The sequence below is a fragment of the Chryseobacterium indologenes genome (assembly GCF_001295265.1).
In the GTDB taxonomy this organism is placed as follows: Bacteria; Bacteroidota; Bacteroidia; order Flavobacteriales; family Weeksellaceae; genus Chryseobacterium; species Chryseobacterium indologenes_A.
In genome coordinates this window covers 290528-314108 of sequence record NZ_LJOD01000004.1, presented here as the reverse complement: position 1 = coordinate 314108, position 23581 = coordinate 290528, and the positions used below count along the sequence as shown (strand labels likewise).

Below are 23581 nucleotides of genomic sequence, written 5' to 3'. Positions count from 1 at the left end.
CTCAAAAGTACCCCATCTCTCGAACTCCTGTCTGACAACTTTTGTTGTTTAGGAGATTCTCAGAGCGTTAGTTTACCTTTTGAGACAGCCTCTTCTCATATTTTATTTTTTAAGATTCAGATTTAAAGGAATTACTACGGCCGATAAGACCGGTTTACCGTTTTCTTCGGCAGGTTTCCATTTCCCTTTATCTTTGATCTTGTAAAAAGTGGCTTCAATAAAAGTATTTACATCTTCATTATTCCCTTTTACTTTAGGCTGGAAAACATTTCCTTTGGAATCTACTGCAAACCTTAAGGTTGCCTTGTAAGAATCTGAGGGAAAATTCAGAAAAGACAGATTAACCGCTTCATTTAAAAGTTTCTGAAAAGCTGCTTTTCCGTTTTCATATTCGGCTTCTTTAGTTACCTTTTGTGCAACAGGAGGCGGAACATCCGTTATTCCTTTCTTTTCCTCTTCTGAAATTTTCTCTAAAGCATTTTCATAGGCAGAGATTTTTTCTTCCGTAAGAAGCCATTCCTGTTTTGTTCTTTCATCATTAGGCTTAGGATATTTTTTATACAGAGCCTTTATCTTCCTGTCATAGCGGGAATCTGCTTTCTGGAAAGCAGAAACCTGTGCATGGCTGGCCGCAAAGATTAACATGAACAGGAATGCTGAAAATCTTTTCATTAAAACTAAGCTTTTACGATGTTAATGATTACTTCTGTTGCTTTTTCCATGCTTTCTAAAGCTACATATTCATAAGGGCCATGGAAATTAATTCCTCCTGCAAAAATATTCGGACACGGAAGTCCCATATATGATAGCTGGGCTCCGTCAGTACCTCCTCTGATCGCCTTAATTTTAGGCTCAATACCTGCTTCTTTCATCGCTTTGGCTGCAAGGTCTACAATGTGCATTTTGCCTTCAAACTGCTGTTTCATATTTCTGTATTGTTCCTTGATTTCCACCTCAGCGGTACCTTCACCGTGTTTCTGATTGAATTCGGCGATTTTTTCTTCCATGAATTTCTTTCTGGCTTCAAATTTATCAGCATCATGGTCACGGATGATGTATTGAAGTTTAGCTTCGGAAATATCCGCAGTAATGTCCATTAAGTGGTAGAATCCGTCAAACCCTTTAGTAGTGGCAGGTGTTTCTCCGGCAGGAAGCATCTGGGCAAATTCAGCGGCTAAAAGGGCTGCATTGATCATTTTTCCATAAGCATATCCCGGGTGTACACTAAGACCGTGGATTTTCACTACGGCTCCTGCTGCATTAAAGTTTTCATACTCCAGTTCTCCTACTTCTCCACCATCCATCGTATAAGCCCATTCAGCACCGAATTTTGCAACATCAAACTTGTGTGCTCCTCTTCCGATCTCTTCATCAGGCGTAAATCCTACGGCAATTCTTCCGTGTTTAATTTCAGGGTGGGCAATAAGGTATTCTGCTGCGGTTACAATTTCAGCACAGCCGGCTTTATCATCTGCTCCCAGAAGGGTATTCCCGTCTGTCGTGATCAGGGTCTGGCCGATATATTTTTTTAAACTTTCAAACTTTGAAGAAGACAGGGTAAATCCTGTAGCCTGGTTTAAAAGAAGGTCGTTTCCGTCATAGTTTTTCCAAACCTGAGGGTTTACATTTTCCCCGCTGAAATCAGGTGAAGTATCATAATGTGAAATAAAACCGATTGTAGGTCTGTCGTCATGTTCAAGGTTAGAAGGCACATAGCCCATGATATAGCCGTTGTCATCTATGGAGACATCTTCTAAACCAATTGTTTTTAATTCTTCAGTAATATATTTTGCAATATCCCACTGTCTTGCCGTTGAAGGTGTTGTTTCACTTTCTGCATCACTGGTTGAATATATTTTTACATAACTGAGAAAACGGTTCAGTAATTTCTCTTTCCATAACGGGCTAAATTCTATTGTACTCATCAGATATCATAAATTTGAACAAATATACAATGTAATTTGTTCATAATTCGCACGATTGCCTCTATATAAATCAGGATCAGCAATAGTGAAGAATACAATTTGCTGCTGTATTCTGATGTTTTTCGGAAAATCTGCTTATTAATCCCTCTTTATGAGCTCTTTATAAAAGCCTTTAATAATAAAAATAATATCAGCAATAACAAAATCAAGCCTAGTATTTCTGCAACAGGCTTCAGCTTTTTCATCAGCTTATACCCGAGAATGATTTTTCTCTGCTCCTTATCGTTATAATTATTCATCTCTCGTTTAATGTGTGTTTTTTTTAACAAATTTATATTTTTTTATCTTAAATCGGGTTGTTTGTTTAAGAAAATATTAGGATGTGTAACTATTTCAAAATAAAATTTAAGCAAATCAAATAAATTGAGTTTTATATTTTTATTTTTTTACAAAATTCTCTCTTTAAAATTCTTAAAATCACAAGAATAATTACAATGCTTTAAAATTAAATTTTTATTAAAATTTCAATGGAAATACTGATACTGAAAAGATCCGGTATATTATTTATCCGGGAATTTCCCTATCCGGGATAATTTATTTGTAAAGAAATATAAAGTATTGAATTTATAAATCGGAGATAAAACATTGAGAATCAAAATAATCTTAGATTTGTATGCCGTGTATATCAAATTATTTAGTTTTATTATATTTGAGAAAATCAAAAAGTACAATGTTTCTTACCGAATGTCCTAGAGATGCCATGCAGGGATGGGGAGAATTTATCCCTACCAACAAAAAAATAGATTATATCAACTCTCTGATGGAAGTTGGTTTTGATGTATTGGATTGCCTGAGCTTTGTTTCACCAAAAGCAATTCCCCAGATGGCTGATTCTGATGAGGTTGCCGAAAATATAGATAAATCATTATCCAATACCAGAGTTTCTGCCATCATCGGAAATTACAGAGGTGCAGAAAAAGCTTTAAAACATCCTTCTGTAGATATTTTAGGCTTTCCGTTTTCTATTTCGGAAACGTTTCAGCACAGGAATACCAACAAAAGCCAGGAAGAAGCTTTTGAAGAAATTGTTAAAATGCTGGAACTGACTAAAAGTGCAGGAAAGCAGCTGAATATCTACTTCTCCATGGCCTTTGGAAATCCATATGGTGAAATGTGGAAATGGGAAGATGTAGATTTTTGGGCCAAAAGATTTTCAGAAATAGGTGTTAAAGATATTTTATTGTCTGATACAACGGGAGTTGCAACCCCTGAAACTATTGCTCTTTTATTTGAGAAAATTCCTTCCCAATATCCGGATATTAACTTTGGAGGACACTTTCATAACCGTTATGAAGATTCTTACTCTAAATTAAAAGCGGCTTATGATAAAGGCTGCCGAAGATTCGACAGTGCAATCAAAGGGATAGGAGGCTGTCCTATGGCAAAAGATGATCTTGTGGGAAATATGCCTACTGAGCAGCTCATTAATTTTATGAGCGTGGAAAAAGCAGATCATAACCTGAATCTGCTGAATTTTGAAAGCTCCTACAATAAAGCAAAGGATATTTTTCATTTTTAAATAACCGATTGAACAAAATAAATTTCCGTTTAATCTGTAAGATGTACAAAAATATCAATAAGAGCGGGTTAAGTCCCGCCTTATTGTATTAAAACTTAATTAGAAATACCAGAATGAAGAAGATGTCTTCAATAATCTCCTCCTCCGAATTAAAAAATATTTCCTCTGAAAACCTCATCATTCTTGATGCCAGAGCTGGAAAAGATATGCGTCAGAACTATCTTGAAAGGCACATTAAAGGGGCCCGTTTTGTAGATCTGGATAACGATCTGGCTGAAATTGGAGGAGATGCTGCTTTTGGAGGAAGACATCCGCTTCCGGCTGTTGAAAAATTTGCAGAGACTCTTGCTGATCTTGGAATACCAGAAGGTTTTCATATTGTAATTTATGATGATAAAAACGGGGCTAATGCTGCTGCGAGAGCCTGGTGGATGTTAAAAGCATTCGGATTTGAAAAGGTACAGGTTCTTGACGGGGGCATGCAGGCCGCAGAAAAAGAAGGCATTGAGTTTTCTTCAGGAGAGGAAATTTTTGAAAAGGCTCCGTTCATTAAAAAAGATCAATGGATTTTGCCTGTTATAAGTCTGGAGAGTGTTGAATGTGAGCTGATGAATAATTCTTCTACTGTTATTGATGTACGGGATGCATACCGTTACAGGGGAGAATCTGAGCCGATTGACCTGGTGGCGGGCCACATTCCGGGAGCTGTTAATATTCCTTTTTCGGAAAACCTTGATGAAAACGGAAATTTCCTGAAGCCGGAAGTCTTAAAAGAGAAATATTTAAAAAGGCTGCAGGGTAAACCCGGGCATCTGATTATTCACTGTGGGTCAGGTGTTACCGCATGCCACACCATTTTAGCGCTGGACTATGCAGGGTTCAGTATTCCTGATCTTTATGTGGGGTCCTGGAGCGAGTGGAGCCGAAGGGAAGGAAAAGAGATTGCAAAAGATATTTAAAAAATCCAAAAACCTCAGAGCCCAATCTGAGGTTTTTAATTTTATGTGGTATGGCGGAGACTGAAGAAGAAAGATTTTAGTTGCAGATACGGCTGTCTTCCTGCTTCAGAATTAAAGCATTCCTAATTCAAACTTGGCTTCTTCGCTCATCATATCTTTGTTCCAGCTGGGCTCGAAAGTAAGCTCCAGATCAACGCTTTTTACGTGTTCTACCTCTGCAACCTTATCCTTTACTTCCTGTGGCAGTGTTTCGGCAACAGGACAGTTGGGAGTGGTAAGGGTCATTATAATTTTTACGTCAGCGTCATCGGAGATCTGTACATCATACACCAGTCCTAATTCGTAAATATCCACTGGAATTTCAGGGTCATATACGGATTTCAGTACTTTGATGATTTCCTCACCAATGTCAGCAATTTGATCGTCAGTAAATTTCATTTTTTAATCTAGATTGATATTCCTTTTCAACAAATCTTCCTGACGCATGCGCCGGAAAATATTTGCCAAAGTTAAGACATCTTTTTCACAATATTCAACTATTCTCTGCAAGTCTTTTTCTATGTAGTAGATTGATGAAACCATTGAGCCGTCTATATCGTCTTTCGGAGTAGGAATACCAAAGACATGAGCCAGTAATTCCAGGGATACAAAACTTTTATAATCTCCGAATTTCCAAAGTTCCATAGTATCGATGTGCGGAATTTCCCATGGTTTTTTTCCAAACATCTGAAAAGGTACCGGGGGCTGCATACCGTTAATCAGAAAGCGTCTTGCAATCCAGGGAAAATCAAATTCTTTTCCGTTGTGGGCGCAAAGAATGACGTCACGGAGCCTTGGGCTGTTGAAAATTTCCCCGAATTCCTGTAGCATTTTCTTTTCATCATGTCCGGAAAAGCTTTTTATTTTCAGGGTTTCGTTTTTTTCGAGCATTCCTATAGTGATGCAGATGATCTTCCCGAATTCGGCCATAATTCCGGCTCTTTCATAAAATTCTGCTGCTGAAATCTCATCTTTTCTCTGAAACTTTGTTTTTTTATCCCAGAGATGCTGCTCGGTTTCAGATAAATCATTCCATGATCCGGCTTGTGGAACCGTTTCAATATCAAGAAATAAGACTCTCTCTAATGGTATGTTCTGTATCATAGGTGTTTTTTTAGTATTATCCTACCTGCATTCCGTTTTTGGTAGGCAGGGAGGGGCTCAAAAGGGTAACGTCTTTTTTGTCTTCCCCATATAGTCCTAAAACAAGACATTCACTAAAAAAATTGGCAATCTGTTTTTTAGGAAAATTCACCACAGCTAAAATCTGCTTGCCTATTAATTCTTCCTTTTGATATAGTGATGTAATTTGTGCGGATGATTTTCTGATCCCCAGATCTCCAAAGTCTATTTCTAATTGATAAGACGGGTTTCTTGCTTTTTCGAAATCTTTAACCGAAAGTATGGTTCCGCAACGGATGTCTATTTTTTCAAAATCGGCCCAGGTAATATCTGGTTTTGTGATCATGGCAATGTATTAATTAATTGTTCAACTTCTGTTTTCTTTTCTGCATATTTCTGCTGGAGTTCTGAGCCTTCACCCATTCTTTTATAATATTCTAAAGCCTTTCCGCCGAAAAATTTCTTATGAAAGTCCGAAACATCCGGAATTTGGGGAAAAACAGTATGAAAAAGCATTTCATAGTATGCCTGGAATTCTCTTTCATTTTTATCTTCTATTACCTGCCCTGGTGCTTTCTGGCGAACATGAAGCATTTCATGAGCAATCATATTGAGAACAAGATTCAGATCAAAATCGAATAAATTCTGCGGAATCATAACAGTTTGAGGACCTCCAAGCTCTCCTTCTGCCGTAAGAAGCATGGAGGTTGGTGAAAGCTCCGGCCTGAATCCAAATCCGGCAAAATTCTCATGTTCAAGATTAAAAGAATGGATCAGATATTGGGCGGCATCCAGAATCTGGCCATGTTCTTTGTAGGCATCAAGGTGTAAATGGACCTGCTCAAAATTCATATGCAATATGTTTATAACAAATGTATTAAAATAACCTGATTTCAGATAAAGAAAATTAGGTGAAATGGGCCAACCGGAAAAGGAAAACCGAAAGTATTGAGAGAAGTTAAATTTATAATAGGGTTGTTGTAAATAGGTTTTAAAAATAAATGGATTTGAGAAATGCTGTTTATAAAACAGAACGGTCTGTTCTATGTGTTCGTATTTTTACCATTCTATTGCGGGTTTGTATCAATCTCCAGGAGTAGTAAATAATTATATTTGACCGATTTTTAGATCTCATAGAATTCACAGTCCACTCTATGTTTCTAATAATTATTTCTTACCTCTTAGCGCAGTCTGCGAATAAGTTTATAGAAATATTTTTTTTTCATCAATTGTGTTTATTAAACCATATTTTTTTATAAATATGGTTTTTTTGTTGTGTTTTATACGCTGATAGATGTTTTGAGTTATTAAAAATAGTTTCTTTCATAAATCATTATGGTTTATAATATTTGTTAAATATGTTTTATTTTAGAAAAAATATTATATTTATAGCGGTTTATGTATAGAAATTTCTAAACATAACATAATCACAAGGATGAAAGAGTTTTCAATAGAACCGTTTTTACACGCAGAAAATAATCAGCAGTATATCAATACGAAAGAGATTTCGGAACTGCTTATGCTCAGGCCCGAACCGCTTCTAAAGCCCCATAAAGTATCATTTTATGCGGTTAATTTTTATTGTGAAGGGCTGGGAAAACATTCTGTTGACTTTAATTGCATTGATGTTAAGGAAAAACATATGCTGTTTCTGTCCCAAAACCAGATTGCTCAGTTTCATGATCCTGCTTCCTATAAGGGAAGGGTCCTTATTTTTACAGAAGACTTTCTATGCAGGAATAATATTCAGACCCAGTTTTTTGGACTGACGAATCTGTTCAACGATCCTTTAAAACTGCCTTATGTGTGTGTAGAAAGCCGTTTTGATGAGCTGTTGTCTCTGTTTAATTTTATCAGTGAGGAGCTTTCAAGGCCTTATAGTGAGTTGCAGACCTGTATTTTGAATAATTATCTGTTTAATATCCTGCTTATTGCAGATCAGCTTTATAAACCACAGGATTATATTCTGGATACTCACCCCCATAAGCTTCTGGTTTCAAAATTTAAATCTTTTGTCAGTCAGAAACTAAGCAGGCAATATACGATACAGGATATTACAGACCATTTGAATGTAAGCATAAGAACTCTGGAGAAAGCATTTGTGGAGATAGAAAAAAGTACTCCTAAAAAATGGATGGCAGAAAGAATGGTTCTTGAAATTAAAAGGAATCTGGCCTGTAAAGAATATAATATCAGCGAAGTTGCCTATAGTTTAGGATTTAATGAAGTGACTAATTTTACGAAATTTTTTAAATCAAATACAGGTCTTACACCCAGCCAGTTCAGAGAAAATCTGGGTCCGGGTTAATGATTAATCTGCTTAGAAGGCTGCGGTTTTTGTCTTTTATCAGGTTATGTATTTATTATTATCGTGAATTTAGATGTATTTGTAAATTGTTGCTAATCATTCATTTGTATTGATTTTTTTAATTGTTTGTTCCTTAATTTGGTAAAGATTACAGTTTCATGATAGAAAGGAGAACTTTACTTTTGCACTGCAAGTTTATAAAGAGCTGCGATTCTAAAAACAATGAAATGAAAAAAAATAGCAAAGAGGCTCAGGTCAGAGTTTACTCTTTGCTTTTTACAAAGCGGGGATCATAGATAATGATGTTCGCTTTTTTATCATTTTTATGCGTCTTTAGATAAGGATGCTGGACTATGAAAATATAATTTTGTGGTATGACAAAATATTTTGTCAGGAAAAAAATAAAATACCGTTGAGTCCTTTTAAATAGGAGGATCAGCAAAAAAACTTCTGAGTGGATTTCTGAATAACTCCAATCATCAGAAGTAGAAATAAAAAATATAAACACAACCCTAAACCAGAAAAAAATTATGAAACAGAATACATTGGCCTTCACGCCCGCCTAATGAGCAGGTATGCATTTAAACCCGGGCGTTCTGCCCTTCCAGCTCTATTTATTTTTAAATTTTTCATTTCCGAAAAATGATTTAATGTTTTATTCCGGAATCCTTAAGCCTCTGGAATAAGCAGGATTTATGTTTTAGCCGTCATTTTCCGAATATTAGTACACCTGGATGAATAAATTATTTCTACCTTTTGTTTTACTGCTGTATGTAGCTGTAAATGCTCAGGATACGCTAAAGTATAATGCAATTTATACGAAAACCTATCTTGAAACCTCTCAAAAAAACTTTAATCAGGCTGTGAAAACAGCTGATTCATTGTATACTGTTTCTGCCTCTCCTTACTTTAAGGTAAAAAGTCTGATGCTTTTGGCATCACTATACCAGCAGTCGGGAGATCTCAAAAAATCAATTGGTTATGCTCATAAAACCGAAGTATTACTCGAAGAATCTGATGATTATCTTTGGAAAGCTAAGGTTTCCGGCTTTTTAGCAACACAATACCGTCTGTTAAAGCTATACAACCAGTCTAAAAAATATTCCCTGAAGACCTTTAATCTCTGTGACAGGATAGAGAATAAGAAAGTGGGCAATATGACCAGGGGAATGGCCATGCAGGAGCTTGCCTATTATGAACAGGAACGAGAACAGTTTCATAAATCCAATCAGTATATTCTCAAAGCCCAGAAATATTTCAACGAATCCGGCCAGAAAACAGATTTCTTTTCAGCAAATAATGAACAGCTTCTGGGGCTTAACTGGTATCATCTTGGTGATCTGGATGAAGCCATGGTTCATTATCAAAAAGCGTTGGATTTAAATAAGGGACTTCCGGAAAGTCATGTTACCGGCTTAATTTATAATGGTCTTGCTCAGGTATGTATTGAGAAAGATGATCTGAAAAATGCAAAAAAGTATCTGGATCTGGCAGAGAAAATCTCCGGATCTTCAGGATTTCTTCAACTGAAAGATGTGGTTTACAATACTGCACAACAATATTATCTGAAGACAAATGATGTCCGGAACTTAACAAAAGTTGCCATAAAAAAAGATTCGGTGAACAAAAAAATTACTGAAAAGAGTAATGCTTTTATTAATGAATCCTATACGAAGCTGTATGAACAGAACCATGAAATATCGGAAGGCAGTTTCAGAAAGGATGTTATCATTATTATTGGAGCTGTACTGCTGATATTGACGATCGCAGGATTTATGCTGTACACGAGAATAAAGCACAGGAAAAATCTTAAGCGGTTCAATGAAATCCTTGAACAAGTAAACAGGGAAAGAAAGCCAGAGAGCGATCCGGTTCCGGAAATCGAATCTTTTTCAGAAGAAACTGAAGAAAACGAAAGAAAAACAGAACAGGAATATTCAGTTACAATGACCACAGCCACAGAAAGAAAGATACTGATTAAATTATACGAGTTTGAAAGGTCAGATATCTTTACCAACAATAATATTTCACTTCCTTACCTGGCTTCACTTTTTGAAACCAATACAAAATACCTTTCATTTATTATCAATACCCATAAAAAGAAAGATTTCAATAACTATATCAATGAGCTGAGGGTTTATTATGTGATAAAAAAATTGAAAATCAATCCGAAGTACAGGAAATATAAAATTGCTGTTTTGGCAGAAGAAGCCGGTTTTTCTTCCCAGAATAAATTTGCAACTATTTTCAAAAAAGTTACTTCCATGTCTCCTTCTCTGTTTATAAAACATCTTGAAGAAGAGAAGGTAAAATAACCGCCTGAAAACTTTATCATTTTGAGGAAAATGGTAATAGAATGCCTTTTAAAGCGGTTTGGAGCGCTTTATATTTGTGCCTGTCAGAGAAGAGTTATCTGATCACTGTACCGATCAAGTCTCATAAACTGTATGATTATATCTGCAGTTTATAATATCCTGACCCAGGAATAATGAATATAAAAACACAAATAGATGTGCTGCCGGATATACTTTCTTTAAGGAAGTGGATCACTCTGTGTATTCTTATTCTCACCGGCGTTGCTTTAAAATGCCAGGCATTATCATATGATGAACCGGCAGAAGGTCCAGAAGCAGGTGTAATATATGTTACCAAAGGTACAATTGTTTTTATTGCAGATCCTGACATAAAAATAAAACAGGTTCTGATCTCTAAAGACCGTAAGAAAGTACAGGCCAAATCTCATAAAAAGCCTCAAAGCATAAAATCTTCAGAAACAAAGCAGACGGCAAAAGCAGAAAGGGTTAAAGCTACAGCTATTCTGTATTCTAAAAATTCTTCTTCTGGAAATGATTGGTCTGCTCCTGGCGGGAAAGATATCTTTTTTGTCGCTTCAGCAGGAGAAAACCAAATAAAATCTGCATGTCATAGATCTTCAGATGTGCTCTATGTTCAGAATTATGTTTACAAAACCAGCATGGTCTCCGGAAGATGGGATGATCTGTTCTTAGACCATCATTTTTCTGAGTCTCATGCCATCCGGCCTCCTCCTGTTATCGTTTGATTTTTAACGTATTAAATAGAATTCTCATGCTTCTTTTACAGAAGCACAGGTAAGTTCATGACTGAATCTGAAAATGAACAAATAATAAATGATTGAATAAATGAAAAATAATATGAAGTATCATCTACAGTTTAGAGCTGTAATAACTTTTATGTGCCTGTTGTGCAGCGGATGGGTTTGGGCTGACGGTTCCAGGAATTTGTATCCGTCAGGAGCTACCGGACTCAGGGCATTTTTGAGATCAAGCACCACTACTACAGATAGCTGGCCTTTTGCCAATGAAGGAACTCATTATGTATATGCCGTTCCGGGAGAAATTATTACTCTGGCTTCAAGTGCACAGAACGGAGGAACCGGAAGAATACGCCTTTTTGCTCCAGATGGAACGCAGCTTGTTAACAATACTACCGGCGGACAGATTTCCAGCAGAGCTGCAGAGCTTGCAGGGCCACAGTTATCGGGACAGACAGGAGGCAGCAGATATACACCAATCTACCATTCTGTAACAGAAGCAGGTATTTACCGTGTTGAATTTGTGGGACGTGCAGCAACAGATCCTTCAACAACAGTAAGTGCAGACAGTAACTGGACGCAGAGCAGTACCAATGCAGGAATTGCAGCATGGGATGTTTCTGTTATTAATACAAGTAATACAGGATTTGTACAAGGACGTGTGTATGCAAACATCCTTAACCTTTCCAACGGGACTTCTTCTGCAAATACAGATGGATTTTATGGATTGGTATATGTACTGACAAAAGACGGATATACCTATAGAGTAAACAATAATGGAAATAATGGACTGTATTTCACTTTTTATGCAAATAACAACGGATTTATAGACCCTACTACACAAAATCCTGTTTATAAAAGTCTTGACCAGTCCACAACCGCTTTTTTAACAGGAAAAGCACATAATCCCAACTTAGCCGATACTTCTAAGCACATCACTCATAAACTTTTTTACAGTCTTCCTGCGGCAGATTTACCAACAACATCACCAGGAGCTGTTCCCGGAGGATCTACATGGCTTAAAAGTACAGTAATTGTACCTGATGTAACAGGAGTACAGCTGGTAGGTGTTGATGGAACACCTGCACAGTTCAGTGGAAAAGGAGGATATATTAACTTTAACGCAGGATCTACGGGGCAGTATAAGATTGTGATTCAAAGTACAGCAACACCGGCTGCTTTTGTTACACGTATCCTTACCGGTCCCTCTGTAGCCGGGGCCAATTCTATTTTCTGGGATGGAAAAGACGGTTCCGGAAACCCTCTGCCAACAGGTTCAATACCGGCAGAAGTAACGGTACAGCTTCAGGGAGCTGAAGTTCATTTCCCGTTCATTGATATGGAGTATAACAGAAACGGAACAATTATCCAGCTGCTGGACTATACCAACCTGAATAATGTGGTTTCAGATCTTGTTTACTGGAATGATACTGATATTCCAAACGGAAGTACCGGTACCTCTTCCAACCCTAAAAACAATACCCATCTGCCTCCGGTAAACAGTGCGGGAATCAGCAGTACAAGTAACGGGCATATCTGGGGAACAGGAGGAACAGGAACCTCCGGGCTGTTCGGGGATGTAAGGTCAATTGATACATGGACTTTCATTAAAGGAAATGTTGCGACACTTGCTGCTACGGTAGAAGTAAAAATTGCAGACTTAAAAGTAACCCAGGTAATGCCTGATAAATCCGCAGTATCTGTTGGAGAGTTACTTAGCTATACTGTAAAAGTTAAAAACGATGGACCAAGCGGTGTTACAGGGGCTCCGTTTACCTTTACCCTTCCGCCGGGTCTGGATCCACAGTCTTTTGTTTTCACAGCTAACGGATGCGGAAGTGAATCGGCAGCAATAACTTATAATCCTGCGACACGTACTTATTCATCTTCATTGAATTTACCCAACGGATGTGAGATTACCTATAAGTTTACCGTAACGGTAACGGCCTCTGCTACCCCTGGAAATTTAATGGTAAAAGCAGGAATTCTCCGTCCTAATGATGTAACTGACCCGGATGCAACCAATCCTAACCCGTCAGTTCCGCCTACGAATGCAGAATATGAATGTGCCAATAACGGCTTAGGAGGTAATTGTAATAACCTCTTGAACAACAGTAATGTAATGTTTTCTCCAACACCTATCTGTACGGAAGATGTTCAGGGCAATGCTTTCAGTACAACAGATGGGGAACCGGTAACTTTTTCCCAGCCTGCAACTGATTTCGGATTTGTCTTCGATATTTATACGCTTGATAATTCCTTTAACCTTAATATTAACGGAACCCAGCTTGCCACGCAGGAAATTCAGTTTTCTACCGGAGTTCCGAACATACGTTTTGCAGACGGATCTGTGTACGGATCAGGAGGAGTACCTGAAATCTGGCAGATCATAGGAACATCATCTGCCCCTTCAGTAAGAGTTAATATCAGTGCTACAGGAGCAGTAACATTATTTGGAAGTAAGACGTCAGGAGGTCCGTTATTCCCTCTGGAATTGTATAACGGAGCATCCTTTAATACAATAACCTGGAATGTAGCATCTGCCAATACTGTTACAGCAACACAGGTAGTGGTTGGTCCTACGTATATGACCGGTTACGGATCAGGAAAGAAAATCGTGCCTTGCCACTGTATCAAGCCGGGAGCAACAGGTACACCGGACAGCTATGCCCAGATCGGAATTCTTACCAAACCATCCATTACCGCTGCCAACTGGCCTAAAAATGTTCCGAACGGGCAGCTTGTTCTGGATAGTGCCGGAAAAGGTCTGGTGATTACTCATATGACAACAGCTCAGAGAAATGCTCTGGTTCCGGTAGAAGGAATGGTGATTTACAATACAGATTTAAAATGCGTTCAGCTATACAGGGGAACGGCTCCGGGAGTAGATGCTTCCCGTACCGGATGGAACTGTATCAAAAGGGGCTGTAACGAATAATAAGTGATTGAGTTTTTAAAGATTGCCGGGATAGCGGAAATCAATATCCTGGCAGCTTTTTAACGAATAAAAATGAAATAAAAATGAAGAATATAATAATAACATCCATAACCATGCTTTCTGCAGCTTTATTCAATGATATGAAGGCTCAGGTAGCATTTGGAAAAGATAATGTAGCGAACCCGAGCGCACTTGTAGAATTTGGGCCGGGAAATAAAGGGATTGTTCTGCCTTCAGTGCCTTCGGCTCCCGGAGCGGTAGGAGGGACATTTATTTTTAACACGGCAGATAAGGCTGTTGAAGTGTGGGAAGAGAAAAACAATAACAACGCCGGAGGCTGGACCTCGCTTACGGACCAGGGACAGGGAGCTCTTCATGCTTTATCTAATGCAGGGACAGATGCTGCTGCAACGGCCGGAGTGATCATCGGGGCAGCTTCTACAAGTAAGCCCGGAACTCTGGTATTGGAATCTACAACAAAAGCAATGGTTTTACCTGTTGTGGCCAATCCGCATCTGACCATGAAAAGCTCCGTGGCAGGAACTATGGTATATGACCCCGCTTCTGATATGCTGGCAGTATATGATGGAGTGAATTGGAGCTACTGGAAATAAAAATCATCAGTTTAGTTTTGAGCCGCAGAATGAGGGATAGAAATAGCTCTCTTCTGCTGCTTTTACAAATTTTAAAAATGATAAAAATTAATAATTTTCATACAATGCAGGTCGTCATAAAGGTTTTGGCGGCCATGATCATTGTTATTTTTTTTACCCTGGCCTGCACACCTTGGAATACAGCTGTTAAAGTTGTCCTTCTCACTACGGGAGTAATCCTGCTGAGATTGCTCTTAAAAGCTAAATGTATTGAATATGAATTTTCAGGGGAATGTATAACGATTAAAAAGTTTCATCCCTTTTACCATCGAAAAAAGATCTCACCTTTTGCTGAGTTTCCGAGACAGTACCTTAAAGATTTTATCCTTGAAGAAAAACAGATGGTTTCCAGTCTGGTTATTGTGCTGGATACTGAAAAAAGAAAAGGACTCAAAATGAAACTTCAAATAGCGGGGTTTAATGATAAACAAATGAAAGACCTTACAGATTCACTGGAAAGTATAAAAAAGACGAATAAAAATGAATACTGATTTTAAAAACATCCATGTTGGAAAACTGGTAAAAAAAAGAGTGGCAGAATGTGAGATTGATACATTCAGAATATGCAGATTTTTAAAGTGTACGGAAGATGAACTGAACGTGATGTACCGGCAGCAGGATATGCCCTCTGATCTGATGCTAAAATGGAGCAAGTTATTGGAATACGATTTTTTTAGGGTGTATTCACAGCATCTTATACTATATTCTCCTCCGGCCAACGCTAATCTGAGCAAACCTACAGACAAGAAGAAATCAGAGCTTCCACAGTTCAGAAAAAATATTTATACAAAAGAGATTATTGATTTTATCATGGAGCTGATCCTCACAGGAGAAAAAACAAGATATCAGGTGATAGAAGAATATAGAATACCCAAGACCACATTGTATAAATGGATGGATAAATACAGCAGCAGAGCGGCCAGCTAACAAAAAACAAGGATAAAATGATATTAACTGAAATGATGCTGATTGGGAAAACAATCGAAGAGGCCGAAGAACTTGTTGGGCAAAAAACAGTAAGAATGTACAGTTCAAGATATGCTTTTGAATTAAAGCGCTATTGTTTTGGCCTTTTAAAAAGACGGCTGCATATTTCTACCTGTAAGGGAATCATTTATGACTGTCATTTCAGAATCGATCTGTAAAATAAGCCAATTAAAAATTCCGGAATTTATGATACCAGACAAGCAACTGTATGAAAAAGAATTTCTTTTGGGACTCTCTAAAAAAGAAGTCATCAAAGAACTTGGACACGGATTCAATTTTTATCCGGATGATATCTGGTATTACGAAATAAACAGGACATGGTGGGGTATGAAAACGGTTCTGTTCCTGATTTTCCGAAACGGAAAACTACAACATAAAAACATTAAGAAAGTATATGGAAAAATATATAAAACCAAACTACCAGAAAATCTATAATGATATTATTACCAGAAAATATCCTGATAAAGAAGAAAAATGCAGATCTATCCTTACCAAAAAAAATCTGTCTGCAATGGATATCATTAAGCTTAATAAGCTGATTTTTACTAAAGAAACAATGCCGGACGCACTCATCGGTAATCAGAAACATCGCTCATATGATAAACAAACCATACTGCAGATCCTGAAGTATCAGAAAGAAAATAACATGAATAACAGCGAATTGGCAAGACATTTCAGTCTCAGCCGTAATTCTGTAGCGAAATGGAGAAGGATATTTTTAGGGGAAACCAATTCCGGAAAGCAGAATTCGGATAAGGATCTTGTATTAAATACTGACTTATCTAAGAAAGAAGTAGATAAATTAAGAATAATAATTGATGAAGGTATGAATTGTCTATGAAAATAAATATAGGAAAGTCAATAACTTAGCTTGAAAAATTAATTTCCGACACCACTCGTGAGATAATAATATAGTTGAAATCAAAAGGCACAAAAGACTGTTAAGCTTTAGCAATTTTTATTAATGCTGAGTAAAAATCTGCGTCATCTGCGAGATCCGTGAGTGAATAAAATATCCATACAATTTGTGCAATCTGAGTGATTTGTGGGAAATTTTTTTACCCGCAAATTAAAAATATTACAGAGTAAAAAAGGGACTATTTAGGGATGACAGATAAAGAAATAAAGAAAAAGCAACGAAAGCTTTAAAAGCATAGAACTTTATAGAGAGTATGACACTATTCTAGTTACAAGGATAGCTGATGAAATGTTCCTAGAGATAGATCTTAAATCAACCAGCATGAAAACCATGCTGGTTTTTTTTAAATTAGAGAAAATAAAAAAGACCAGCAGTCTTAAACTACCGGTCTTATTAAGCAAAAAAATATCTGATATCGATTTAATTCTCAGCGAAACAAATCCTATTTAGCTACATATGTATAATTCTTATTATGATTCTGTCCGGCAACTACCGTTGTGGTTACATTGGTTTCCACGTTTCCGCCTACCTCAGTTTTGTAGCTCACAGCAATAGGGCCTCCGTCATGATTGGTAACATGGGCACTTAAATTCCCAAAATTAAAAGGTTTCACCGTTTCAATAACATAGGTTTGAGTGGAACCTGTGAAATCATCTATTCCCAGGATAATATCGTCTTCATTTCCTTGAGTAACACCGTTTATTTTCCATACCGGGGAGCCGTATTGGCTGGCATCATGATTTCCTGCTGTTACTCTGAAATCCACCTGATCGTTAGGGTCTGCTCCATTTATCGTAATGGTCATTTTCATATTGGCCTTCGCTTCAGAGGGGTGGTCATCATCTTTGCTGCATGCTACTGAAAGGGTACCTGTAATAGCAAGAGTAAGAAGGCTGAAAATAATTTGTTTTGTCTTTTGCATTTTCATAATACTACTTTTTTGAATGTTGATTCGGCAAATGTAGTGCTGGATGACCCGCCTGAACAATACAGAGAAATAAGGATTTTTATTCTCCCTGAAATTAGGTATAGCGAAGTGTGCAAAAGGCTTTTTTGAATAAAGATCAGGTAAACAAGGAGGAAAGGAAACCCAAAATCTTGTATTTCAAAAGAAATGATCAGGGCTGTAAGATTTTTGTTGAAATTTTATTAACTGTAAATCAGTTTATTGCTGTTATTTTTATTCTTTTTCATGAAATTTCATGCAAGATTTTCCAAAAGCCGGGTTTTACTATTGAGTACTCAAAATAATGAATGTCTAATACAGCAAAAAATAATGTAATGAAGAATTTAATAGTACTTAAGTTTTTTGCGGCCATTTTAGCCGTAGGAGTGATATTTACCCTGTTTACCTCCTGTCTTGATGACAATGATATTGAGGTTCCCCCCGTAAAGACGGAAGATCTTAATGGGAATTACAGGGGAAGGCTGATTACCGTTCAGGGAATTTCCAGAACAGAAAAGGCAATAGAATTTAAAACAAAAAAAGATACCATAACATTTGTCGACTTTCCGGTGAAAGAAATTGTAAAATCAGTAATAAAAGATCCTATAAAAGCAGAAGCAGCGTTGGTAAGCATTGGAAAAGTGAAATATAATCTGAATTATTCTTCCCTATTGTATCTTGATAAAAATGTCATAGAGCTGACCTTTACTCCCAAAAAGCTGGAATTTCGGATTCCTGTTGACGGAGTTAGTAAAAATGCTGTGGTCACATTAGCAGCTAAACAGAAAGGATATTTTGCAGGCCTGGACCGGTCGTTGAGATTTGGGCTGACTGCTGAAAAAATTACAGTAGACGGAACAGATTTAGATCCCTATGAAATCATTTATTATAATTTTCCTTATCACCTGAAAAATTAATAGAAATAACAAATAGATGGATTCTTTTTAAAAGATCCAGTCTATTTTTGCCCTACCATTTAAAAAGCCGGACGCTGTAGCCATACATGAAAGAAAACAAGGAGCAGATTTTAATTAACCGCCTTCTGATAAAAGAAGAAACTGCCTGGAAAGAGCTTTTCGGAACCTATTCCGGAATCCTGTCCGGGGTCTGCTCCAGATATATTATAGAAAAAGATGATGTAAGGGATGTTCTGCAAAACAGTTTCATTAAAATGTTCCGGTCAATAGACACGTTTGAATACCGTGGAGAAGGTTCATTAAAGGCATGGATGATAAGAATTGCAGTGAATGAATCGCTGAAACAGATCAGGCAGAATTCCGGTTTTCAGAAAACAGTCTGTACCTCTGATTTTCCTGATACTCCGGAAGAAGAGGAACCTGGCCTGGAAGAAATTCCGCAAACAGAGGTAATGAGAATGATAAAATCTCTTCCTGAGGGCTACAGAACTGTTTTTAACCTGTATGTATTTGAGAAAAAAAGCCATAAAGAAATTGCGGAGCTGCTGGGAATAGCAGAAAACTCTTCAGCTTCACAGTTTCACAGGGCAAAAGGCCTGTTGGCCCAGAAAATTAAAGAATTTAAAATGTCCAAAAAAGCACAATATGAATAACCGGTGGCTCAATGATCTGCGCAGCAGGATGGAGGACCATGAAGAAGATGTTCCGGATGGGCTGTGGGAAGATATCAGGGATGAACTGTTCTCAGGAAAGAATGATAATATACTTCCTGTGAATCTGAAATCAGGTTCAGAAAATGGAGGAGAAAATAAAGAAGCTGCTGCCGTAAGTCATAAAGCATGGCTATATCGCACAGCAGGAATTGCAGCAGCAGTTGTTCTGTTATTCTTTACCGGAAAACTGTTGCTGGATATGAATGCAGAGACAGCAGAGAGTAGGAACGTGACCGGTTCCGGAAATAAAGACCATCAAAAGAATTCAGGAAAATCAGAGCCATCAGAGATTCCGGCTGCCGTCCTCAATATCAATGCTGTAAATAGAGAAAGATATAATGCTTCAAAAGAGATCCTTGCAGGAGAAAATAGAGCTGGGAAAGGGATAAGAAATACTTTTGAAAGTAATATTAATAAAGAAATCCTGGAAGAAAAAAGTAATGTTTTTAACTTAACATCACTGCAAAATAAGGAGATTCCCGGCCAGACTTATGTTCTTGTTCCAAAAGAAGAAAAGGAAATAAAGAATGAAGCCCCTGCTCCTGATGAAAAATCTTTACCGGAAAAATATGCGGATCGTGGTAAAGTGAATTCAACCAGACACTCCGGAAGATCATGGATGTTAAGTATGCTGACCGGAAATGCTTCATCAAATTCTTCCGTACAGCAGTTTTCGGGATATGCTTCTATGAACGGGAATCCAATGATTGTTGATGAGGTATGGAGTGCTACAAGTACTGACGACGATCCGCTGACCGAAATTTTACTGGCCAATCAAAGCAAAGAAGTGGAAGCAAGGATAAGACATAAGATTCCTGTTACTTTTGGCCTTTCCCTGTATTATAACCTCGGAAAAAGATGGGGAATAGGGACAGGAGTGAATTATACCAAGCTTTCGTCTGAACTTCATTCCGGAACAAGCTCCAACTATATCAAAGGAGAGCAGACTGTTCATTATATAGGTATTCCTGTACAGGTCAACTATAATGTGGTGAAAAAAGGACGGTTTACAGGATACATTACCGGAGGAATGCTTGCAGAAAAACCGGTGGCTGGAAGCCTCAAAACAAAATATATTGTCAATGATGAAGTAAAAGAAACTTCGGAAGAGCGGCTTGATTCAAAACCAATACAGTTTTCAGTCAATACGGCAGCCGGACTTCAACTGAAGGTGATTGATAAATTCGGAATATATGCAGAACCGGGAATAGGTTATCACTTTAAAGAGGATAGCGGACTGAATACCATTTATAAAGAAAAACCCCTGCACTTTAATATAAAATTCGGGGTCAGGCTGCTGCTGGACTGATCTGTCTATTTGATTAACCCTTAACGATTTAATATATATGAAAGCAAAATTAATGTTTTTGGCTTTTCTATTCATCAGTGCCATGAGTATAAAAGCCCAGTGTAATCCTACCATCACCAGTCCTAGGCTTGGCGTAAAGTTTCCGGACAAGATTTTGTTCTGTAATACGGAAGAGGAAGTCCTTTCCACGCAGACCTTTGATACCTACCAATGGTACAAACAGGCCTGGACCTGGCAGACCCCGAATACAAATCCCTGGGAGCCTATTCCGGGAGAAACGTCACAAACGCTTACCATCAATGGGAATGACGACCAGCTTTATTATTTTAAAGTGGCAGTAACCCAGGGAGACTGTTCAGCAGAAAGCCCTGCGATAATGGCGGATGGATTTGTTTACGGACTTCCTTCCATGATCAGTACGTTCACCCCGGGAACTTTTGAACAGATAGGAGACGGGGAATTCAACATCTGCGCAGGAGCATCTGTACAGTTCAGTAATGCATTTCCTGTGGTCTACGGAACCCATACCTGGTACAAATGTATTCCAAGTATTGCGCCGCCTTCAGTAGGAGACGGGTGTGTGATTGAAGGAGTAACAGGAGATTCCTACACCGCTACAGAATCCGGGGAATATGGTTTCTATGCCTGTACAGAATATTGCCCGGATCAGTGTGAATTCTTAGGAACAGCGTCCTTTATCAAACTGAATTTCGGAAACTTTGAGTTTTGCAGTAACCTGGGAACAGGAGAAACAAAAACCAAAGACAACAATCTGAAAATTTATCCGAATCCAACAGCCCAGTTCCTGTACATTGGAAAAGAATCAGATAAAACCTACAATGAAGTTTCTATCATTGATGTATCCGGAAAAGTTGTTCTTAAGAAAAACGGACATCAGTATAATGAAGCGATTGATGTAAGCCGACTGGTTCCCGGAAATTACTTCGTTCTTTCTACCGATACGAAAGGAAATGTTTACAAAAACAAGTTCATCAAAAAATAAAAGATCATCATGATCATCCTGAGTTAGTTTTTTTATGCTTGATAAGCCGGTAATCCGATACCGGCTTATTTTTTATAGATCCGTCTGATTAAAATATTCTGTAACTGATTCCCAGCCAGAATCCGCCTTTCAGAACTTTTTTATAGGAGACCTCAGGCTGCTCTGTATATTCTTTATCCTGCTGTAACTTATCAGATAAAACTTCTTTAAAAGCCCAGTTGTAACCTGCATTAAACGTAATGTTATTAGTCATAAAGGTTCCTCCGATCAGAAACCTGAGCTGTGTATCCAGATCGATCCCTGCTCCGGCATTAAAGCCTATTTTGCTTGTTGAATCCTTGAAGCTATAAAGAAGATGAGCTAAAGTCATGACTCCCAAAGACATTTTGCCCCGGTTTTCTTCCCTGATGGTATAGGCATTATTTGCATTTTTATCCGATACATAATACTTACTGTTGACTGGAGCGGCAAGGAACAGTCCAGAACTGAAGTAAGCCTTAAATTTACTTTTTGAAGTGAAAGTGGTCACATCTTTCTTTTCAGAGTGCTTAATTGAAGTATCTTCAGGCGGAGTGAAGGTAAGCTCAAAAGTATAATCGGTACCGGCGGTTGTAAATTTTCCCAAATCCATTGTTGAATGCTTCTCATGAACAAAATAAGAAACATCATTCATAAGAGTGTTGAGTTTTTGAACATTTTCCAAGGTATAGGAGTTATCTTCTTCTTCTTTTAAAGATTTAAGGAATTGTTGATAAGCCATCAACAAAGTATTTTCTTTTTTAAATTTTTCGATTTTAGTTCCTATATCTTTCGAAAAATATGAATTTTTCAATAATGCATCTATTAATATTGCTTCATTATAAAGTTTTTTAAAAGCTAAATCTTTTTCTCTTCCCTTCATGATTTGAAAATCAGGAGTAAAATCTCCGGATATTGCTTTTCGAATGAAATCAAAAATTTCTTTGATCTTATCCTGCTGCTTGATCTGCAATGATACTTTATAGTAAAACGGATTAATATTAACCATTTTCAGCTGATACTCTGTATTATTCTTAAGCTCAGAAGGAATGGGGGTTAATTCTTTGGGCTCGGGATTCGGATTATTAGTTTTGTTCACAAAATAGGCGGATCTTTCAAAATCATAATAAATGGTGTTTTTTTGGGAATAAAATATGCTGTACATGCATAGTAGGAGCAGCATACATAAAATTTTAGTTTTCATGACAGAGGTATTTAGTATTACAAATTTTGCATTTTTGCCGGCTTGAAGCAATACCCCAAAAGGGTAATCTTATTTCTTTGAAAACCTTCTGTATGAAATAGAAAAGAGACTATTCCAAAAGTGGGATAGCCTCTTGATATTATCAGAAAAAGATAATAACTGAGTTTGAAACCGGATAAAAAAGTTAACGTTTCTCCCCTTTCAGAAGCCATATATAGACTTCTAGCTGAGAGTCACTGTTAAACCAATCTCCGTTACGCCAGTCTATATAGTTATCCAGTTCTTCATCCATGCCATATATACGGGCGTCTCCGCCTGAATCTTCATACACCAGATCTACATGTCCTGTTGCACCGTATTCTTCGTAATTATGAGAGTCCAGATAAATAATACCTCCATAACTTTTCCATTTTTTTGTTTCTGCAATGAAGGTGTCTAATTCATCGTCCGATTTAATAGGTCCGTCTGATTTAAGAGTCGGTGTACCCAATTTCTGTTTTAGATAAGTTCCCATTTCATCAGCAGAAAGAATATACTGATGTTTGGAGTTGATATTGCCTGTCCAGGTACTTCTTTTATTTGAGGTTGTATGCTCGGGAATATAATATCCTGCATTGTTGAGTGCCCACGAGAGTTTAATAGCGCAGGTGTTTTCTCCAAATAAGCTTTTCCATCGGTCTTTCATAGGACCTGATGTTCCGGCATTATATTCCTTTTTTAATATCAATTGTCCGTCTTTCTGATAATTCTTTTTAATCTTATCATAATCCCAGATCGTTTTAATGCTTCCGTTTTGAGATTCAGGAGAAAAGAAATCAAGATCATTTGCACTTTCACCCGTATTGGGATTAACTCCTGTAAAATAGGCGGCATCTTCAGGCAGCCATCGGGTAAATTCTTCGCTGCCTTGCCCCCATGTATTGCTTTCCCATGGGTTTTTAAAATTATTTGCCATAGTAATGTGATTTT

25 protein-coding genes are annotated in these 23581 nt (G+C 37.6%); 16 read left to right on the top strand and 9 right to left on the bottom strand.

The features are described from left to right. Positions 1-102 precede the first annotated feature (102 nt). The gene (locus AOB46_RS08990; protein ID WP_131724341.1) at positions 103-672 is read right to left on the bottom strand and encodes a hypothetical protein; all 570 of its coding nucleotides are present in this window, start codon (positions 670-672) and stop codon (positions 103-105) included. Positions 673-677: 5 nt separating this feature from the next. After that, the gene (pepT, locus tag AOB46_RS08985; RefSeq protein ID WP_062698453.1) at positions 678-1925 is read right to left on the bottom strand and encodes a peptidase T; all 1248 of its coding nucleotides are present in this window, start codon (positions 1923-1925) and stop codon (positions 678-680) included. A 730-nt stretch (positions 1926-2655) separates the two neighbouring features. Between pepT and AOB46_RS08980 the strand changes: the two genes are divergently transcribed. Together AOB46_RS08980 and AOB46_RS08975 are read left to right on the top strand one after the other, a co-directional pair. Beyond that, positions 2656-3504, top strand: coding sequence for a hydroxymethylglutaryl-CoA lyase (locus AOB46_RS08980; RefSeq protein WP_062698451.1), 849 nt, complete (start codon positions 2656-2658; stop codon positions 3502-3504). A gap of 122 nt (positions 3505-3626) precedes the next feature. Continuing rightward, positions 3627-4463: a sulfurtransferase gene (locus AOB46_RS08975; RefSeq protein ID WP_062698449.1), complete on the top strand. Its 837-nt coding sequence runs from the start codon at positions 3627-3629 to the stop codon at positions 4461-4463. Between the two features lie 111 nt (positions 4464-4574). Here the strand turns inward: AOB46_RS08975 and AOB46_RS08970 are convergent, their stop codons facing one another. From AOB46_RS08970 to AOB46_RS08955, 4 genes are read right to left on the bottom strand one after another with little or no spacing between them, the layout of a single operon-like run. Further along, positions 4575-4901 carry an SUF system Fe-S cluster assembly protein gene (locus AOB46_RS08970; RefSeq protein ID WP_062698447.1) on the bottom strand — a complete coding sequence of 109 codons (327 nt, stop codon included), beginning with the start codon at positions 4899-4901 and terminating at the stop codon, positions 4575-4577. A gap of 3 nt (positions 4902-4904) precedes the next feature. Then, positions 4905-5606, bottom strand: coding sequence for a 3'-5' exonuclease (locus tag AOB46_RS08965; RefSeq protein WP_062698445.1), 702 nt, complete (start codon positions 5604-5606; stop codon positions 4905-4907). A gap of 16 nt (positions 5607-5622) precedes the next feature. Further along, positions 5623-5970, bottom strand: coding sequence for a tRNA-binding protein (locus AOB46_RS08960; protein WP_062698443.1), 348 nt, complete (start codon positions 5968-5970; stop codon positions 5623-5625). Then, the gene (locus tag AOB46_RS08955) at positions 5967-6476 is read right to left on the bottom strand and encodes a hypothetical protein (RefSeq protein WP_062698441.1); all 510 of its coding nucleotides are present in this window, start codon (positions 6474-6476) and stop codon (positions 5967-5969) included. The genes AOB46_RS08960 and AOB46_RS08955 overlap by 4 nt, the downstream gene beginning before the upstream one ends. A gap of 583 nt (positions 6477-7059) precedes the next feature. Here AOB46_RS08955 and AOB46_RS08950 point away from each other — a divergent pair. The 10 genes from AOB46_RS08950 to AOB46_RS08905 all read left to right on the top strand — a co-directional run bounded on the left by AOB46_RS08950 (position 7060) and on the right by AOB46_RS08905 (position 16424). Beyond that, positions 7060-7932 (top strand): helix-turn-helix domain-containing protein, encoded by an 873-nt coding sequence (locus AOB46_RS08950; RefSeq protein WP_062698439.1) that lies wholly within the window; start codon positions 7060-7062, stop codon positions 7930-7932. A gap of 734 nt (positions 7933-8666) precedes the next feature. Then, complete coding sequence (locus tag AOB46_RS08945; protein ID WP_062698437.1) at positions 8667-10247, top strand: AraC family transcriptional regulator; 1581 nt, start codon at positions 8667-8669, stop codon at positions 10245-10247. Between the two features lie 173 nt (positions 10248-10420). After that, positions 10421-10993: a hypothetical protein gene (locus AOB46_RS08940; RefSeq protein WP_062698435.1), complete on the top strand. Its 573-nt coding sequence runs from the start codon at positions 10421-10423 to the stop codon at positions 10991-10993. A gap of 112 nt (positions 10994-11105) precedes the next feature. Further along, positions 11106-13943, top strand: a complete 2838-nt coding sequence (locus AOB46_RS24045; RefSeq protein ID WP_185113854.1) for a DUF11 domain-containing protein — start codon at positions 11106-11108, stop codon at positions 13941-13943. An 83-nt stretch (positions 13944-14026) separates the two neighbouring features. Then, positions 14027-14557 (top strand): hypothetical protein, encoded by a 531-nt coding sequence (locus AOB46_RS08930; RefSeq protein ID WP_062698424.1) that lies wholly within the window; start codon positions 14027-14029, stop codon positions 14555-14557. A 104-nt stretch (positions 14558-14661) separates the two neighbouring features. After that, complete coding sequence (locus tag AOB46_RS08925; protein ID WP_185113853.1) at positions 14662-15087, top strand: hypothetical protein; 426 nt, start codon at positions 14662-14664, stop codon at positions 15085-15087. Then, positions 15077-15523 carry a hypothetical protein gene (locus AOB46_RS08920; protein WP_062698420.1) on the top strand — a complete coding sequence of 149 codons (447 nt, stop codon included), beginning with the start codon at positions 15077-15079 and terminating at the stop codon, positions 15521-15523. The genes AOB46_RS08925 and AOB46_RS08920 overlap by 11 nt, the downstream gene beginning before the upstream one ends. 17 nt (positions 15524-15540) lie before the next feature. Then, positions 15541-15741, top strand: a complete 201-nt coding sequence (locus tag AOB46_RS08915) for a hypothetical protein (RefSeq protein WP_131724339.1) — start codon at positions 15541-15543, stop codon at positions 15739-15741. Positions 15742-15769: 28 nt separating this feature from the next. Then, positions 15770-16018 (top strand): hypothetical protein, encoded by a 249-nt coding sequence (locus AOB46_RS08910; RefSeq protein WP_062698416.1) that lies wholly within the window; start codon positions 15770-15772, stop codon positions 16016-16018. After that, positions 15978-16424 (top strand): helix-turn-helix domain-containing protein, encoded by a 447-nt coding sequence (locus AOB46_RS08905; RefSeq protein WP_316934335.1) that lies wholly within the window; start codon positions 15978-15980, stop codon positions 16422-16424. The genes AOB46_RS08910 and AOB46_RS08905 overlap by 41 nt, the downstream gene beginning before the upstream one ends. A 520-nt stretch (positions 16425-16944) precedes the next feature. Here the strand turns inward: AOB46_RS08905 and AOB46_RS08900 are convergent. Continuing rightward, positions 16945-17430, bottom strand: coding sequence for a hypothetical protein (locus AOB46_RS08900; RefSeq protein WP_062698414.1), 486 nt, complete (start codon positions 17428-17430; stop codon positions 16945-16947). A gap of 353 nt (positions 17431-17783) precedes the next feature. Between AOB46_RS08900 and AOB46_RS08890 the strand changes: the two genes are divergently transcribed. From AOB46_RS08890 to AOB46_RS08875, 4 genes are all read left to right on the top strand, one after another. After that, the gene (locus tag AOB46_RS08890; protein WP_062698495.1) at positions 17784-18365 is read left to right on the top strand and encodes a DUF4840 domain-containing protein; all 582 of its coding nucleotides are present in this window, start codon (positions 17784-17786) and stop codon (positions 18363-18365) included. An 86-nt stretch (positions 18366-18451) separates the two neighbouring features. Continuing rightward, a complete protein-coding gene (locus tag AOB46_RS08885) occupies positions 18452-19018 on the top strand; it encodes an RNA polymerase sigma factor (RefSeq protein ID WP_062698410.1) in 567 nt (188 codons plus the stop codon). Continuing rightward, positions 19011-20387, top strand: a complete 1377-nt coding sequence (locus AOB46_RS08880) for a porin family protein (RefSeq protein ID WP_062698408.1) — start codon at positions 19011-19013, stop codon at positions 20385-20387. The genes AOB46_RS08885 and AOB46_RS08880 overlap by 8 nt, the downstream gene beginning before the upstream one ends. A 37-nt stretch (positions 20388-20424) precedes the next feature. Then, a complete protein-coding gene (locus tag AOB46_RS08875) occupies positions 20425-21390 on the top strand; it encodes a T9SS type A sorting domain-containing protein (RefSeq protein ID WP_062698406.1) in 966 nt (321 codons plus the stop codon). Between the two features lie 88 nt (positions 21391-21478). On the opposite strand, the gene AOB46_RS08870 is transcribed toward AOB46_RS08875, so the two are convergent. After that, positions 21479-22591, bottom strand: coding sequence for a hypothetical protein (locus AOB46_RS08870; protein ID WP_131724338.1), 1113 nt, complete (start codon positions 22589-22591; stop codon positions 21479-21481). Positions 22592-22796: 205 nt separating this feature from the next. Then, positions 22797-23567, bottom strand: a complete 771-nt coding sequence (locus AOB46_RS08865; protein ID WP_062698402.1) for a T6SS effector amidase Tae4 family protein — start codon at positions 23565-23567, stop codon at positions 22797-22799. Positions 23568-23581: the final 14 nt, after the last annotated feature.